This is a genomic window from Marivirga sp. (genome assembly GCF_051117495.1).
Classification (GTDB): domain Bacteria; phylum Bacteroidota; class Bacteroidia; order Cytophagales; family Cyclobacteriaceae; genus Marivirga.
Genome location: NZ_JBNPEF010000021.1, coordinates 90341 through 108660, shown reverse-complemented (window position 1 = coordinate 108660; position 18320 = coordinate 90341). Strand labels below are relative to the sequence as shown.

Annotated in this window: 11 protein-coding genes; 5 read left to right on the top strand and 6 right to left on the bottom strand. The window is 35.4% G+C overall.

Features of this window, described 5'->3' with window-relative positions; translation table 11 throughout:
* The first annotated feature begins 402 nt into the window (after positions 1–402).
* The 5 genes from ACFE0M_RS11825 (at position 403) to ACFE0M_RS11805 (ending at position 6080) form a co-directional block, all read left to right on the top strand.
* Complete coding sequence (locus tag ACFE0M_RS11825) at positions 403–852, top strand: acyl-CoA thioesterase (RefSeq protein ID WP_434545970.1); 450 nt, start codon at positions 403–405, stop codon at positions 850–852.
* A gap of 44 nt (positions 853–896) precedes the next feature.
* Positions 897–2117 (top strand): S-adenosylmethionine:tRNA ribosyltransferase-isomerase, encoded by a 1221-nt coding sequence (locus ACFE0M_RS11820; RefSeq protein WP_434545969.1) that lies wholly within the window; start codon positions 897–899, stop codon positions 2115–2117.
* Positions 2118–2134: 17 nt separating this feature from the next.
* Positions 2135–3028, top strand: coding sequence for a mechanosensitive ion channel family protein (locus ACFE0M_RS11815; protein ID WP_434545968.1), 894 nt, complete (start codon positions 2135–2137; stop codon positions 3026–3028).
* A 154-nt stretch (positions 3029–3182) separates the two neighbouring features.
* Positions 3183–5069: a phosphoglycerate dehydrogenase gene (gene serA / locus ACFE0M_RS11810; RefSeq protein ID WP_434545967.1), complete on the top strand. Its 1887-nt coding sequence runs from the start codon at positions 3183–3185 to the stop codon at positions 5067–5069.
* Positions 5070–5294: 225 nt separating this feature from the next.
* Positions 5295–6080 carry a hypothetical protein gene (locus tag ACFE0M_RS11805; RefSeq protein WP_434545966.1) on the top strand — a complete coding sequence of 262 codons (786 nt, stop codon included), beginning with the start codon at positions 5295–5297 and terminating at the stop codon, positions 6078–6080.
* A 12-nt stretch (positions 6081–6092) separates the two neighbouring features.
* Here ACFE0M_RS11805 and ACFE0M_RS11800 read toward each other — a convergent pair whose 3' ends face one another.
* The 6 genes from ACFE0M_RS11800 to ACFE0M_RS11775 all read right to left on the bottom strand — a co-directional run bounded on the left by ACFE0M_RS11800 (position 6093) and on the right by ACFE0M_RS11775 (position 18319).
* On the bottom strand, positions 6093–6836 hold the full coding sequence (locus ACFE0M_RS11800) for a hypothetical protein (RefSeq protein ID WP_434545965.1): 744 nt from the start codon (positions 6834–6836) through the stop codon (positions 6093–6095).
* Between the two features lie 7 nt (positions 6837–6843).
* Positions 6844–8034 (bottom strand): caspase family protein, encoded by a 1191-nt coding sequence (locus ACFE0M_RS11795; RefSeq protein WP_434545964.1) that lies wholly within the window; start codon positions 8032–8034, stop codon positions 6844–6846.
* Between the two features lie 2 nt (positions 8035–8036).
* Positions 8037–16148: a Kelch repeat-containing protein gene (locus ACFE0M_RS11790; RefSeq protein ID WP_434545963.1), complete on the bottom strand. Its 8112-nt coding sequence runs from the start codon at positions 16146–16148 to the stop codon at positions 8037–8039.
* 431 nt (positions 16149–16579) lie between these two features.
* The gene (locus ACFE0M_RS11785) at positions 16580–16858 is read right to left on the bottom strand and encodes a type II toxin-antitoxin system RelE/ParE family toxin (protein WP_434545962.1); all 279 of its coding nucleotides are present in this window, start codon (positions 16856–16858) and stop codon (positions 16580–16582) included.
* Positions 16855–17085, bottom strand: a complete 231-nt coding sequence (locus ACFE0M_RS11780; protein WP_434545961.1) for an addiction module protein — start codon at positions 17083–17085, stop codon at positions 16855–16857. Before ACFE0M_RS11780 ends, ACFE0M_RS11785 begins: the two co-directional genes overlap by 4 nt.
* A gap of 748 nt (positions 17086–17833) precedes the next feature.
* Positions 17834–18319, bottom strand: a complete 486-nt coding sequence (locus ACFE0M_RS11775; RefSeq protein WP_434545960.1) for a hypothetical protein — start codon at positions 18317–18319, stop codon at positions 17834–17836.
* Between the last annotated feature and the right edge of the window lies 1 nt (position 18320).

The following is an 18320-nucleotide window of genomic DNA, read 5'->3' as shown; positions in this document are numbered from 1 at the left end:
CTGATTTTTAACCTATTCTATTGCTAGAGCTAACTTAAGATAAAGAAAGGAACTAGTGGTTGACACTTGAAATTAGAGTAGAACGTCATTCCTGCGCAGGCAGGAATCTTACCCTATTGAAACTATGTTTCTGCAATCCCACCAAGGGATATAAATGTTTTTCTTCATAATTAAATTATGAATTTAATATTTTAATCTACAATTAAAATGAATAGACCCCTGCCTTCGCAGGGGTGACGCACAGAATAAAGCAATAAATGAATAAACGGTCTTTTCGCTTAATGAAATAAAGTTAGTATAATCTACATAAATCAAATAATTGAATCTATTCCAATTTCTCATTGAATTTCACCCTCCTCTAAATTTAAAATAGTAATTTCGCATTTCAATTAAACATATGTGATGAAACCCAATACCGATCCCAATAATTTTAAATTTTCAGAAGATATTCAAGTACGATGGACAGATTTAGACCCATTGGCGCATGTCAATAATTCAATCTATATTCAATATTTTGAAATAGCTCGGGGTAGATATATGCTCGAAGCCTCCCCTTCTTGGGATTGGCATAAGCATATGTTCTTGCTTGCTAATATTAATTGTAATTATTTGATAGAATTAAAAATAGGCATGCCCAAAACCAAATGTTGGGTAAGAACAAAAGAAATGGGTAAAAAAAGTTTTGTATTGGAATATATGATTACAACAGAAGACAAGGTAGTACATACCATAGGAACTTCCATTCAGGTTATGTTTGATACTAAGACTAAGACTACTATCGAAATCCCAAATTGGCTAAGAGAAGAACTAATTACCTATGAAAAAGAAGGCAGCATAGAAATCAAAGCCTAACTACATCTAGTTTATCACTAAAATAATTTGATCGTCAGGAGAAAATGAACCTTCTAGAAAAAGCATCAAAAATTAATTTAAAAAAATACCATTACAATTTATCAGAAGATAGGATTGCTAAGTTTCCATTGGAAAAAAGAGACCATTCTCAATTATTGATCTATGAAAAGGGCAATATTAAACACCAACATTTCTATGACATTAATTCTTTCTTGCCTGAAAACAGTAGCCTGATTTTCAATAACACAAAAGTAATACCAGCCCGTATCCATTTTCAAAAACAAAGCGGAGCAAAAATTGAGATATTTTTATTATCTCCTATTAAACCCACACCAGAGGTTGCACAAGCCATGTTAGTGAAAAAGAAATGTGTGTGGCATTGCATGATAGGAAACAGAAAAAGGTGGAAAACAACGGACACTTTAGAAAGATTTTTTGAATCGGATTATGGTAAAATCAAAGTTACTGCAAGTTATGCCGATTACGAGCAAAATCAAATTCAATTTGAATGGGACAATGATGCTGTTCCTTTTGTAGAAATAGTGGAAATGATGGGAAGCACTCCCCTTCCACCTTATATGAATCGTTCGGCAACAGATGAAGACAAACCCAGATATCAGACGGTTTATTCTAAAAATGAAGGGGCAGTGGCTGCACCCACTGCCGGCTTGCATTTTACGGAAGACCTTCTAAATGATATCCAAGAAAAGCATAGCATACATGAATTGACCCTACATGTTGGTGCCGGGACTTTCCAACCTATTAAAACAGAAAATGTATTGGAGCATGATATGCATTGCGAACAAATTCAAATTGAAAAATCAACTATTGAATTTTTAGCTAAAGCCGATAATCCAATCATAGCGGTTGGTACTACTTCAATCAGAAGCTTGGAAAGTGCTTATTGGTTTGGTGTTCAACTAATTAATAATGAAACTGACTCATTCCATATCAAAAAGCTTTATCCTTATGAATTAGGATATGAGAATTTGCCGAATAAAAAAGACAGCTTTCAAGCCATATTGAAATTCTTGAACGAAAATAATTTGGACACTTTACATGGAGATACTGAAATCTTCATCTTTCCCGGCTACAAATTTCAAGTAGTAGATGGATTGATCACTAATTTTCATCAACCAGAATCCACATTAATGCTTTTGATTGCCTCATTTATAGGAGATGATTGGCAAAAAGTATATGAACAAGCTTTAAAAAATGACTATAGGTTTCTATCTTATGGAGATTCTTCCTTATTATTACCATAAATCATTATATTCGATTTATGGAATCATTTGAAAATGGTATAAAAGAATTTTGGGAAAAATTTAATGAGCTACTCAATGTAGTGATCTTCGATATTAAAGGTAGTGATTTTACATTACTGACGCTTATTTTCATCATTATATCCAGTATTCTATTGGTCTTTTTTTCTAAAAGGCTTAGTAAAATACTGGTCAAAAAAGTTTTAAATAAATACATTAGAGATTCAGGGGTTGCGGATTCAATCGGAACCATTTTCCGATATTCTGTAATAGTTATAGGCTTTATTACAATTTTTCAATCAGCTGGATTTGATTTAAGCACATTAGGCTTATTGGCAGGAGCATTAGGGGTTGGTATTGGTTTTGGACTACAGAATGTAACCAATAATTTTATCTCTGGAATTATTATCCTATTTGAAAGACCCATTAAAGTTGGTGACAGAATTGAAGTAGGCGATATCAACGGGGATGTTTATTCCATTTCAATGCGCTCCACAACGGTCATTACCAATGACAACATTTCAGTGATAGTGCCCAATTCAGAATTTATTAATAGCCAAGTCATCAATTGGAGCCATAATGATAGAAGAGTCCGATTTAAGTTCCCATTAGGTGTTTCTTATAATGAAGATCCCGAAAGAGTGCGAAAAATTGTTTTAAATGTATTGCATGAACATCCAGGTGTCCTTGATGACCCTAAACCCGACCTTTGGTTTGAAGGCTATGGAGACAGTTCATTGGATTTCAATTTAGCAGTTTGGACTTCAGAATACATCCAGAGACCGGGGGTATTTAAAAGTGAATTGTATTACGCCATATTTAAAAAATTTGGAGAGCACAAAATCGAAATTCCATTCCCACAAAGAGATATTCATTTAAAATCGGGATGGGAGAAGACAATAGATAATAGATAATAGACAAATTAAAATGCTGGCTTATATTGTCGATAATAAGTTAAAATAATGTCAATATGGGTTAATTTAGACATATTAATAACATAAGAAAGTCCTCAATATTGACTCTTGTAAGCATAACATATATTTAAAAATTTAATACCAGTATTACAGTATGGATAAATATTTCATCATAGATTTTGACAGCACCTTAACCCGAGTAGAAGCAATGGATCTATTGGCTTCTATTTCTCTTCAAGGTTTACCCCAAAAGGAAGCAGCAGAAGCCCGAATTAAGGAACTAACCGATTTAGGAATGAATGGTGAAATCTCCTTTCGTGATTCTTTAAAAGAAAGGTTATTATTATTAGAGGCGAGCAAATCCCATCTACCCCAATTGATTGAATTATTGAAAAAACAAGTCTCTACTTCTTTTCAGCGCAATAAAGAATTCTTTCAGAAATATGCTGACACTGTTTTTGTGATCTCTAATGGCTTTAAGGAGTACATCACTCCCATTGTGACCGAATTAGGGATTAAAGAAGATCATATTTATGCTAATGAGTTACTTTTTGATGATAATGGCAAAGTAACAGGATTTAGCGAAGAGAATCCATTATCAAGAGATGGTGGGAAAGCTGAAGTCATTCGTAAACTGGATTTAGATGGTGACATATATGTAATCGGTGATGGCCATAATGACTACGAAATCAAAGCTGCAGGTTTGGCCAATAAATTCTATGCTTTTACAGAAAATATAAGCCGGGAAAAAGTAATGAAAAAAGCAGACCATATTGCCCCATCATTAGAGGAAGTACTTTTTGAAAATAAAATCACTTCTGCTTTTTCATATCCTAAAAATAGAATTAAAGTCCTTTTACTGGAAAATGTGCACCCAATTGGAGTGGGTTTATTAGAAAAAGAGGGTTTTACAGTGGAAGAATATCCAGCTGGATTGGATGAGGAAGAATTAGCGGAGAAAATTAAGGGCGTTTCAATATTAGGAATCCGTTCCAAAACGCAGGTCACAGCAAAAGTATTAGAAAACGCCAATAGGTTGATGGCCATTGGGGCTTTTTGCATAGGCACCAACCAAATTGACTTGGAAGCAGCACAAGAAAAAGGAATAGCAGTTTTTAATGCCCCTTTCAGCAATACTCGTTCTGTAGTGGAATTAGCTATTGGTGAAATCATTATGCTTACGCGAAATATATTTGATAAGGCTGTGCTCATGCATGAAGGCAAATGGGACAAATCCGCTAAGGGAAGCAAGGAAATCAGAGGCAAGAAGCTGGGTATTATCGGCTATGGAAATATAGGAGCTCAGCTTTCTGTTGTGGCCGAAAGCATTGGCTTGGATGTTTACTATTATGATTTGGAAGAAAAACTAGCCTTAGGAAACGCCACTAAATTGGACAGTCTCAAAGAACTGCTCCAAACTGCCGACATTATTAGTTTGCATGTTGACGGCAGACCAGATAATAAAAATATTATAGGTGAAGATGAATTTAGTTTAATGAAAGAAAATGTAATTTTCATTAATTTAAGCCGAGGACATGTGGTCGATATTCCTGCATTAAAAGCCAATATAGAATCAGGAAAAATTGTGGGCTGTGCTGTAGATGTATTCCCTGAGGAGCCGAAGAGCAATAAAGATCCATTTGATTCAGAATTAAAAGGATTGCCTAATACAATCTTAACCCCTCATATCGGAGGAAGCACTGAAGAGGCTCAAGAAAATATAGGGAATTTCGTTCCCAACAGAATAATGGAATATATCAACACAGGAACCACTACCAACAGTGTCAATTTTCCGAATTTACAGTTACCTAGATTGCAAAATGCTCATAGGTTAATCCATATTCATAAAAACGTGCCCGGTATCATTGCTAAAATCAATCAGCTATTTGCCAAGCATGAAATCAATATTGCAGGGCAATATCTAAAAACCAACGAGAAAATTGGGTATGTGATTACGGATATAGATAAGGCCTATTCAAAGGATTTAATTAAAGAATTAAGGGCTATTGAACATACAATTAAGTTTAGAGTGCTTTACTAAAAGCCCCTTACTAAGCCTACTGGCAGTAAATTAGGTCAGTACCGAAGGTCAGACCGTGATTAGATTTAAAATCGAAATATGGTTGAAAAATATAGATGGGATCGGTTAGGTAGTGGAATCCTTAGGTCAGACGATAGTCAGACCGGCTTAAATTAGATAAGCTAGTTTCTAGACTCTATCCAAACTTTTATCCCTAGTACAAGTATAATTCCTAAAACCTTTACTATGAAAAAGCTTATCGGAATCGTCAATCTCATCTCAGTTATCGCTATTGTTTATTGGAATTATTACGTGAGTACGGGTGCTATAAACGGCAATAAAATGGGGCAGTTAAGTGATGAAATCAATAGCCTATTCACTCCTGCTGGATATGCTTTTTCGATTTGGGGACTCATTTATTTAGGACTTTTCATTAATGCCGTTTGGTATTTAATTCAAGCATTCAAGAATAAACATCAAGAGACTTTAGCTCAACAAGGTATATGGTTGACAGTTGCCAACGTTGCATCTGGTTTTTGGCTTTGGTTTTGGCTAAATGAACAATTTGTAATTTCAGTTGATTTTATGCTGATAATTTTAGCTGCTTTAATGATTGCAGTGGTCCGCTTAAAAATGGAAAAATGGGATGCACCTAAAGAGATTATAGGTTTTGTATGGTGGCCAATATGCCTCTATAGCGGATGGATAACCGTAGCAACGGTCACTAATATTGCCGCTTTTCTAAAAACAGAAAACTTTAGCTTATTCTTTTCAGAGGAAGTTTGGACTATCATCATGATCTTAATTACCACTTTTCTATTTCTGTATTTCCTTTACACTCGCTACATGCGTGAATTTAATGCGGTAGCAGTTTGGGCATTGATTGCCATTTCAGTTCGACATTGGGGAGAGGTTCCATCTATTGCATACACTGCACTTACTTGTGCAGCTCTTATTCTTATTTTATCTCTTATTCAAGGGTTTAAATACAGGAAGAGTAATCCTTTTGTCCCGAACTTTCTTAAAAATTAACAGAATAATTTATTATCTATTTGGCAAAGGGGGATCTCCAATAGGGGGTTCGGGAATTAAAAACTGAATTAGGAAGCCTGCTCCTGCTCCTACAACAGCAGTACCCACAAGTTGAAGGCTCAAAGGTATTTTTCTTTTTATTACAAAGTAATCCGTATAGACTACATCATCTCGATTTCTTTTATCACTTATTCGAAATCTGTAATTTTCACCTGGTTTCACTTTTACCGGTATTTGAATACTCGTATTTCCATTGTTAGGCCTTTCTTCAAAGGAAACAATCAAATCATCTCCCCTATACAATTCAAAATTTAAAATATTGTCTCCCCTGCCTCCTGACCAAATGATGTCATGTTCTTTACCTCTTTCAAACTCACGTCCTTCGGTGATTCCATCAATTGTAATAAAAGGAACATAATAATTTCCTTTTAACTCCAATGATAAATCTCCTTCAAAATCTTGTCCCAATTCTTTTTTCGCATGCCAAATCAGTTTTTTATTGTTTCCTACCGGTATATCCACACCTACATCTCCACTAACATTTTCCATTGGCTGAATAAAATTATCCTTGGAGGTGTAAAGATTGACTGTATAGCTACGATCAATTCTTTCATCCAATAGGTTGTACATCACTTCTATATTTTCACCTTTCATTTGCACATTCATAATCTGTATTTCCTGAGCATAAGCGTTATAGGCATGAAAAATGACTATTAAACAGAAGGGCAATATTTTATTAATCTTAAAGTTTCTCATGAATTCATCAATTCGCTACAAATACAAAATCACTGCCCTTTTCATCATTCCCAAATTCACCAAATCTAGGGGTAGTACTCAATCTTTCCATAAATAATTTTATTTCATCCAAAATAAGGATTCGATCCTCTCCACCATAGGTTTTTAAGGCTTCCAAAAAACTTTTGGCAAAAGGAGAATGAGATCCTCTAATTCCATCGGAAACATATTCTTTCCCTCCAGAGGTTAAATATTTTCTAGTACGCTTAGAAAGCTTCTTGACCAAATATGCCTTATCATCAATATCTTCATAAAGGGCGGATCTTGAGGATGCCAATACAGGATCAAATGTACCTCCAAAACAGGCATCCATTGCCAAAAAGATATGTTCGCAAGGTATATTGTTGATATTACTTCTAATTCTATTGTGAGATATGTATGTGTTTTTGCTTACATCATTAATTATGGAATTCTTGGCCACTAAAAAGCCTTCTCCAAAAACTTCATCATATATTCCATGCCCTGCAAAAAATATAAATAACTGATCTTGTGGTTTATATTTTCTTTGAGCATATTCCCTTAATTTGGTCATCACTTGATCTTGCGTTGGATCCTTTACGATCTCAATTTGAAAACCATAACGCTCTTCCAACTCCTTTCCAATAGCCTCAGCATCAAAAATAGGATTAACCAAATCATTCCAGTTATCGTATCTGTTGGTTCCAAATAAAAGTGCGTAATCTTTTCTATCAATGGTAACAGCATCCCCAATTGCATCCAAACCTACCATAATACTTCTATGCTCTTTTACGGTTCCTCCCTCCTCATTAATGGCGGTCAATTCAATCCAATTTTGCCCTTTTATAACATTCATAGTCAAATCAATCTGAACGTTAAAAGGGTCATCGATTTCACCGGCTCTGGAACCGATTTTCTTTCCATTTTCACCCAAACTAACATCCAGCATAACACTCTTTAAAGGAATGCTTGATGTGATAATAGCTTTTAATTGAACATGATTTTCCTGTGTATTGGTATATTCCACCTTTGGATAAACCCATTCAATATTGGGAAGGGAAGTATTCAAATCGGCACCTTTATAATTGATGACAATTTTATTGGTTTTATCTGTAACAATTTGAGCAGATGCTATAAATACCACTATGGAAAACATCATTGTCAATCCATATTTTAAACTATTTTTAATTATAGAATCCATTGTTATTTATTTAAAATTACTTTTCTAAATATCGTTTGCCCATTAGGGCCACTCACTGCCAATTTATATATCAACATACCCGAACTTACATTTTCAAATTCTCTGAAATCCAACTGAAAATTGTAAATACCCGCTTCAAAAACTCCCTCTGCCAATGTTGCTACCTTCCTGCCATCAGCACTATATAATGCAAGCAAAATTTCATAATTCCCCATTGCTTCAGGTAGCAAAATGTTAACCGTATTAATATTTTTGGTCGGATTAGGATAAGGGTTCCCCATCGACATTTTAAAAGGGAGTGGCAGACTATTTTTATCCTTGGTAAGATGAATGGATATCTGGTGATTATCTTTTAAATCAAGGGATATATTATCATTCTCGTTCATATTGACCAAAAGCCCATTACTTTCATCGATTATCCATAATTGTTTTATCGCATTTTTAAAAGACTCATTATTCCAACTTAACTTAACATTTCCTTTTAATTGATTTGAAGCAAGATTAAATAACCATCTCTCTTTTTCTTCAGATGGCCGAATATCCTGTTGAAAAAACGGATAAAAATAATCATCATGGAGAGTGAACATTTCCGTATATTCCAAAAATCTTGGCACTTGCATTTTATCTAAGTGATCCTTACCGTTTAGCGCTTCTTCTGACATTCCTACTGTGGCAATATTTTTTGATCCATTTTCGGTTTCGATATTGATGGGGCATATCCATCGGCTTTGATCAATATTAGATGAAAAATAGTCGGCTCCTTCCAGTGAAAATCTTGAAGATGAGTTATTTAAAAATATGGCTAATTCGGTATCAGCATCAGACCAAACAAATGCGCCCTCAAAAGCATCCAATAAAATATCTTCCTCAAAACCACCTTCTTGTGGATCATATGTCAAGGTTCTGTCAACACTGTTAAAAACCTGATTATTGGATCGAATGACATCCCAGTTCAAGGTAACATTGTAAGGATTACCAATCTGATTCCATCCTTCCCTCAACGCCATACTAAATGGTGAGGCAATGTTGACTTTACCACTTCCTATCTTAATTTGGGTTTCGCCTTCCGATTTAAAATTTAGCCAATAGCCTTTGCCTAATTCAATCCTATTAATACCGGAACCTGCATCCACAAAATTTCTTCCATCATAATGTACCAAACGCCATTCTGTATTATATTCCAGTTGTGCAAGACTGCTGAAAACGGTTTCTATCAAATTATCATCCAGCACATAAGGAATTGAAAACATTTGCCATTGCGAACTAATATTTAAGAGTGGAATAGCACTGCTTTGGTCATTATTGAAGCTTCGTGAGATTACATTTTTTGACCTCAAAATATTAGTAATCCCATCTGTAGCAAACAGCTCAAACTCGAAGCCTAATTCATCGAGCATAAATTCCTGAACAATAAATCTATATTGCTGATTACCAATAGACTCCAAAGTCAGACTATCCTGCCAGTTATTATCCAATATGCCTTTGTATCGAATAAGACAACTGATTTGGCCTTGTCCTCCACCCAATTGGATATCTATGGGCAATGATTCAGTTCCCGACTGGAAGTTTTCTTGAAAATCAAGATTAGCTAAAGAAAGCGTTTGAGAATTGGTGGAAACTATCACTTCAACTGCATTAGAGGGAGGCGAAATACCGGAGGAATTACCTGCTCTTACCCTGTATTGATAAGAATTCCCTTCTATTAAATTAGTTATCCGGGTCGGAATAGCCGAATTAACAGTTTGCTCAGTATAATTCAAAAAGTCATCATCGGAAACTTCCAAAATATAAAACTCAGCTCCAACGGATGGGTCCCAATTAGCCGTAAAAGAAGTAGCCGCTACTGTAGAAGCATCCCTCGCAATAGGCTGAGCAGGAATTGTCCTGAAAAGAAATACATTGGAATAAGCCGAATTTCCGGATTGATTTCCAGATTTAAGTCGCACCTGATATTGCTGACCTGGATTAAGCTCTTCGATCAGAAATTCATTTTCATCTATTTCCACACTTTGATAATTATTGAAATAAGTTTGAAAACCATTATTGGATAGATCTAGAAAATACCGATTCGCTCCCTTTATACTTTCCCAACCGATTAGCGCAGTATTTTGTCCGATTTCAATGGCATTTTCCAAAAAGGGATTAGCGGGAATCGTTGTAAAGGAAGTATCATTATAATCAAATGGCGCTATTAATCCACTGCTTCCGTTTTCATTGGTAGATTGCAATCTGACGTAATAGGTAGTTCCAGCCTGCAAATTTTCCAGTATTTGAAAAGCAACGGCAACTGGAAAATTTTCAAATACTAGGCTATCGGGTAAATATTCAGGGCTAGTATTCACATCAATCAAATAAGAATCAGCTCCAGAGGGGCTAGTCCAGCTGATCGAAGCTGAGTTTTGTGTAATGTTATTGATATTATTAAATGAGGGTGCAAGAGGAATGGTTTCAATGCTTACAATATTAGAATAATTTGAACCTCCTGAATTATTAAAAGCCCTAACCCTTGCAAAATAGGTGTTTCCAGCCTGAAGATTTCTTACCGTATCCGTATTTTGAATTTTATCGACAACTTTTGGGCTTTCATTTTTGCCGTAGCCTTCTAAAAATAAGTTTTCATTTGAAAAATTAAAGTCCAAGGAAATTTCGAGTTCATATCCATCAAAAATTTCAGAAATTGTATCCCATTCCAATACTGCTCCATTTTGAGTGACCTCCGACAAATAACTAGTCGTGTTAAAGACTGGAGCTTCAGGTTGGGTTAATATCATCAATGTATCTGAACTTTCGGACAAACCGGATTGATTTTCGGATAATAAATATACATAATACTCAGTTCCAGCTTCTAAATCACCAACAATAAAGGCCGTCTCATTTTTTGATGGCTTTGATCCATCATAAGCAGATACAGGCATATCGAAATCCTTATCCTCTGCAACATGCAGTATGTAGTTATCATAAATCCCATTTACTGAACCCCAATTAAGCTGAAAACTGTTTTGTGTTATGGAATATTGTGTTGCAGATTCATTCAATATTGGAGTAGCAGGTTTAGTTAGAAATGAAATCACATCACTAAAAATAGAGCTTCCAGTATTATTATTGGCTTTAATTCTACCGTAGTATTTTGATCCTGGTGAAAGTCCTTCAACCAAATCATTATTTATATCACTAATAATCGATTTTGAAGTATATCCATTAATAAATTTTGCATTATTAGTGAAGGTTGAATCTGATGAAATTTGTAAAACATACTCATTGATTTCACCCGGCAAAAAATCCCATTCCAAATTCACTTCATTTTGATTGATTTGGTCATTATTAATTGCTTGAAAAGTTGGTTTTGATGGTAGCGTTAATACATTATGCCCGTCCGAATATTCAGACTGACCAATTGAATTCACAGATTTAATTCTATAGTAATAGTTTGTCGCAGGTTCTAAATCCCCTATTGAAATATTTCTATTTGAGGTGTTGAATTCAGAAATACCGCTGCTAAAATCTTCTTCAAGTGATAATTGAATAATGTAAGAAGTTGCCCATGCTTCATCGAAACTAAAACTAAAAGAAGTGGATTGAACGGTATCAATTGGATATAAGAACGGCTTGCCTGGAACAAAAGAAATATGCCAAAGGTCATTATATCCAAGAGAGGTTGCTGTTCTTCCTCCAAATAGCCATAAAGCATTACCATCATTTTCAAATCCCATGGCTCGCTCTCTGTTACCAATAGAATTGGTTGAATCACCAATTCCTTTGGTGCCATAATTACTTAGATTATAATAAGGTGCTGTAGCTACCAATTCATCAAATATTGCCTTTCCACCCCCAAACCAGGTCCATTCATTGGTTCTTACATCATACCTCCACAGATCATTATACCATTCACTTACAGCAACTCCTCCAAATAGCCAAAAATTGCCAACATTATCTTTCCAATGCGTATAGCCATATCTTGGCGGTGGATTATTATTAGGATCAGGAACACCCAAAGTACCATAACGGCCAGTTGCATTGACGCTATCGGAACCCTTCATCCAGGTCCAATTTTCCGTTACTGGATTGTATTTCCATAAATCGTTCAAAAGGCCTAATTGAGAGGATTTATCTCTACCTTGACCACCAAAAATCCAGAAATTACCTTCATCATCCACCCAAGAGCCCGTATATCTTCTTGAACCAATTTCATTTTGGCTATTTTCCTCTCCTTTCACTCCATAGGAACCCGGGATATTTTGACTGTTCCGGCCTGAAATCCATGTCCATGATTTGGTGGAGGGGTTAAATCTCCATAAATCATTATAGTATTCAAAGCTTTCATATCCACCAAACAACCAAAAATTGCCATCATCGTCCACCCAGGAAGTAGCACTACTTCTTGCCCCGGGTGTATTATTAATATTTGAAACACCTTTAGAACCATAGGTACCTTGTGCATCTGCTTGACTGCTTCCACTTTCCCAAGTATAAATTTCTCCAATAGGATCATAGCTCCAAAGGTCATTGAGCCAGACGATATCTCCGCCATTCCCCGCTGCCGAAATCCCACCAAAAAACCAGAGTTTTCCATCATTGGCATACCAAGAATCCCCGTGCCATCTTGATCTAGGTTTATTGGTGATAGCTCCAAGCCCTTTTGTTCCATATTCTCCTTTTGTACTATCTGATTCTGTAGAGCCACCATAATATGTCCAAAAATCATTATCAGCATCATATTTCCACATATCATTCAGCATTCCAAGTGCCGAATTGCTATTAGGGCTACCAGCATAAAGCCAGAAATTTCCATCATTGTCTGTCCAAGTATGGGCTCCGTTCCTTGCCTTGGGAAATAGTTTTGTTCCCGACCCAATCGTACCAATGGTACTTGTGACTGTTAAGCCAGCAGTTTGATTGATTCCATCCAACCAAGTCCATTCCTTGGTTTCAATATTATAACTCCATACATCATTATAAGTCCCTGCCCTGCCTTGTGTGAATTTATAGCCACCAAACATGATTAATTTTCCTTCCTGATCTAAAAATGCATTACCATTTTCCCTTGCACCCGGGATGTTTTCAGTTGAAGGAATACCTAATTCACCATAATTACCGGTATTTCCAGAAAAGTTTGGACCAGCTTCCCAAGTCCATAAATCATTATCAAAATCATAGGACCAAAAATCATTTAATCGATCTAAAATTTGGCCATTTACATCAACCCCCAAGCCACCAAATACCCATAATTTCTCATTTTGATACCAAACTTGGGCTCCAGACCTGGCTCCGGGCTGATTGGAGGGATCAGCGGTCCCTAATGCATTATAAACACCGGCTTCGTCACCTTCAGCTCTGCCAGAAACCCAAGTCCATTCTCCGCTCTGAGGATTATATTTCCATAAATCATTTCGATTATTATTTTCAGCAGATGTTTGACCACCAAAAAGCCAGAAATTACCCTCATTGTCCTTAAAAGATGAAAACCTTTTCCTTGATTCAGGAATGAAGCTTGGGTTGGCAACACCTTTACCACCTTGGTTGCCTAGTGAATTAATAGTGTCAGCACCTGCAAGCCACGTCCATGTATCATCCCCTATATCATAGAGCCATAAATCTCCCAAGAATCCCATCTCACCATTTTTGTCATAACCCTCACCCCCAAAAATAAAGATGGAGTCATTGGCTATCCAACCGTTTGAAGCCAGTCTGGCCCCCGGGGAATTATTGGCATTTGGCTCATTAAGATTTCCATATACACCAGTAGCATTTACAGTTTCTGTTCCGGAAATTAAATCCCATGATTGTGTTTCGAAATTATACCTTCTTAAATCTGCCGTTAATACCTCACTGGCGAACTCATCCAATCCTTTACCACCAAACATCCATAAATTATCTTCCTCATCTGAAATATAGAAGGTCTGTGATTTTGATAATTGGGCATTGCCGTTTTTACCTGCCACCCAGTTAGAATTACTACTGGGAGTTAATCCGCCACTGGAGATATCAACAAAAGGAAAGTTTCGATTGGTAAACCCTATTTTAGAAATAAAATTACCCGATCCATCGTTAATGATATCCGAAAAGTTAAAGAAGGTTTCACTCTCCAAAACACCATCAATATAAATTCTTATTCTTTCATTTATGTCGCTATTATCCTTTTCAATAGTGAAAGCCACATGATGCCATTGATTGTCTGTAATATTGGCGCCACCTTTTCTCACGCCCCAAGGGCCTCCCACATTATAAACATCAACTGCTATTCCTCCACTTTGAATAAAGAAAGTAATACCCCCCTCAGCCCAATCACTGGCATCTCCTGGTGGAGACCAGGAAAACAAAGTACCATCTTCTTCGGTTTTGAACCAAGTTTCAATTGTGTAATTGTCCTTGTAAGCGGTCAAAGATGGAATTTCAATATTATCGCCAAAACCATCGAATTTCAATATTCCGGTAGGACTGCCAGCTGAAGGTAAGGTAGCTTCCCCAAAATTTGAAATTGTATCCTGCAAATCGAAACCCAAAATATTTCCACTAAAATTATTGCTTGTGTTATCTGATATCTGAGTTACCTGAGTGTTATCCCCTTCTGGAATACCATCATTAAAATCGTAATATGCCAACAATCCAGTTGTTTCCGGATTGACCTCCAATAAATTATTAGCTATTTCTGTTGCTGTTCGAGCCACGTCCCAAATGCGAACTTGAGCGATTTCTCCTTTAAAATAGGGTTCAGATCTATTAGTAAAATTGATTAATCTCCCATCGTAAGCGTTCGGTGAGCTATCCAACAAAGTATCAAAAGGAATTGGCTCGGTAACTTCTTTATAGGAAACGGCAAAGCCACCACCTCCCGACCCGCCCGTTGTTGATGGGTCTTCTGTATATTGAGTAAATTCGACATCAAAATATCTATTCTCTTCCGTAAGATGCAATGAAATGGGATTGTTCAAAAAGCCTTCTGGGCTATTGAACATGCTTAAATAATTTTGATAAAAAGTGTCATAAGCACTGGGTTCAACATCTTCCGTTTTACCGATGGCCCATGCTGTATTAAAGGGTTGGTCAAATGAATTAAAGGTTGGCGAAGTAGAATAATTAAATAAGGGATAATCGTTTTGTCTGGTTAATTTAACACCTGGCGAGATCCTCCATTGGTTTTCTACTAGCCTATGATCTACGGAATCACCTCTAGAAAAGAATTTTGTTTCATATTCGGGAATTTGAGTGAATGTATTATCACCATTCCTGATCCCTTGATTAAAGCCATAATAAGCAGTGAGGCGATCATCCGTTACCAACACTTTCGATGCCCATTCATCACCTATTTCATTTTCTGATTTGGCATAATTCCAAACCACTACCTCATTTATCAAACCTTTAAAATTTCCAAAATTGGAACGTCCAATCATTGTAGCCATTAAGGTGGTATCAGTAACATCAATTAAATCATCAAAATCATCTTGAATAGAATTTAGAAACTGTCCGTTTAAATAAAACTTTATCGATTCTTGTTCACCATCGGCATCAACTTCAACTGACATGGATATTTTTTGCCAAGTATTAGGTTCAATTTTATTTGTAATAAAATGAGTACCAAAACCATCTCGTTGATAATATATATTAGTGTTAAATATATATAGACCAAAATTGGTGGTAGTACCCTCATCATAACAGCATGATGAATTTAATAAAGATATAAGACCCTTTGAATTATTTGATTGCTCAGCATTAAAAGAAACCTCCCAAGTAAAATCATTTTTGTAAGGGATTAAACCATCAATTTGTACGTAGTCATCTCTTCCATCAAAACTCAGGGCATTCTCATTTCCGGGAATGGTATTAATTTCGATATCACCACTGAGATATTCCCAAATACCGTCATTTTGGTCATATTTCCAGAAATCGTTCAGTATTCCTGTTTTGCCATCAGCAGCATTTCCCTCGCCACCGAAAATGTAATAATTCCCTTCCTTATCCTGCCATGATGCCGCATTTTGTCTGGGCCCAACATAAGTTTTCTTTAAAGAACCCGATGCATTTACAATAGAATCACCACCCATCCATTTGTAAATGGGTATTTGGCTAAGCGCATTGATACTCAGAAGCATCAAAAATATAAGAAGAAGTTTTTTCACTCTATTAAATAATTATTGCCTAAACCAGAAAGATAAAACGAACTTATAATATATACTATTCTGAATATCAGCAGTTTACAATAACAATTTAATAAAAATACTCAAATCATACTATTTTTAGGATATTATTTTTACTCAATATTAATATTTTGATAGTCCACTCGTAATGTCACTGATTATCAATGGGATGTAATGATAAAACAAACTACTGAACACTATAAATCATATATTATGTTTTCTGTTCGAGTTTTTTGTACGGTAGAACTATAATTGAAATAATTTTAGTGCGAAATAGAGATTGCTTTGCCGATAAAAGAATTTGGTCTAAAGGGAACTTTAGGATCAGTGGTTAGTTTAATTTTTCAGTTTTCCTTTTTTGAGCTGGGTTAGATGGACATAAGCGGAAACGCGTGCGCCAACGGGGGTACTGTTCAAACCCCTTGTTCGGGATTTACTCTCGTTGCCAATACTATTACACTGTTTTGATCCACAAGAAAATGTATGGCGTACGGGAAATGGTTTAATAATGCTAAACGAATATTCTTATATCTAACTTGATAATGAAGTGGATTTTGAGTTATTAAACGAATTTTGTCTTCAACTTCATCTAAGAAACGTAAACCTAGGTTTTCTTGCTTTTCTTCATACCATTGAGATGACTCTAATATATCAAGCTCAGCTTCTGGCCTGACAATTAAGGCATAATTCATAGTTGCTTTCGGATTCGATTTTTAACTTCCTCCCAATTTGAGCCTTCTGACGGACTGGATTGATATGCTGTTAATCTTTCATCTAATAGCTTTTTTTGTGCTTCGCTTAAAGCATCATGATCTTCTTTCATATCTGACTGAATCGTTTCATAAATTAAATTGATAAGGCGTTCGTCAGCATTGTTAATGTACTCATGAAGTAATTCCCTAATTTCAGATGTGCTCATAATTGTAGTGCTTCATTTATGTAAATATAACATTTTGATTTTCTATTTTAGTTTCATTTGTTGATTTTAGCCAAAGGCTCGATTGGTTGTATTGCTGCTGTTAAGCCTTCCATTTCGTTTAATCAATTACTTTCCATGCTTCAGATTTTTTAGCAAACCTATTAGGCATTGGAATAGTAATTTTCCATTATTTAAGCTTTAAGTCTTAATTATTTGGGTTGTCCTGTAGCAATTCTGGGACAAATGGACACACGCAAAAACGCGTGCCACCTGAGTTAATAAAATTGTGTTTTCTTAAAAAACCCCAAGCCTTTCTGAAAACTTGGGGTTTGGTTATTTCTAAATTTATTAATTACCACCATGTAAAACATAGAGGGAACTGAGGAAATAAAGTCAAGAACCAAAATTTTAAAGTTTCCACAAATCATTAAAATACACAAATAAAGCCGAACTTAACAGAATATACAAAGTAGAAAATACGATTTGTTGCTTTTCTGGTCTGGGGACAAACGAAAGGATTTTTAAATATCTATTTTTAAAAATAAAGAGCAAATAATTGATTAAATAGAAACTAAGATATGTAGCTACAATAATCAAAAAATTATCTAAAGGATATAATGTAAAAACATTCATAGTTTCTAGTACGCACAATATTAATATTGTCGAATATGCTCTAGTTTTAGTTGTTTCAATCCTCCAAGTTTCTTCTGATTTTTTAATCAGAAAATACAAGAATGAGAAAAAGGTATCATATATTCTTAACATCACCAGTTTCAATTTTTAATACTAATTGCTTTGCTAACTTTGAAGTTGAATCTTCCAATAATGCCTTATCTAAATAATCCAAAGCAATAGAATCTTCTTCGAACACTTCGTGATATATAACTGCTATAGAATAATAAGCATCATGTTCACGATACCCGCAATCAATAGATTTCTTAAAATCTGCTATTGCCAGGTCAAATTTGAAAAATTGACCATAACTATACCCCCTACGATAAAAATAAACACCTTTAGTTGAATCATTTTTAATCAAGGTAGTGTACTCATCTATTACTCTTGCAAAATCTTTTTCTATATATAAAGAATCTGCTATTGCTTCTTTTTGCACCTTTTTCATTGTAAGATTTTGAAGTTGTTCGACAATAACTTGATCACTTTTAATTTCCTCATTTCTCTTTGACGAACATGAGTAAATGATAAAAACCGTAAAAAACAAAATATATCTATACATA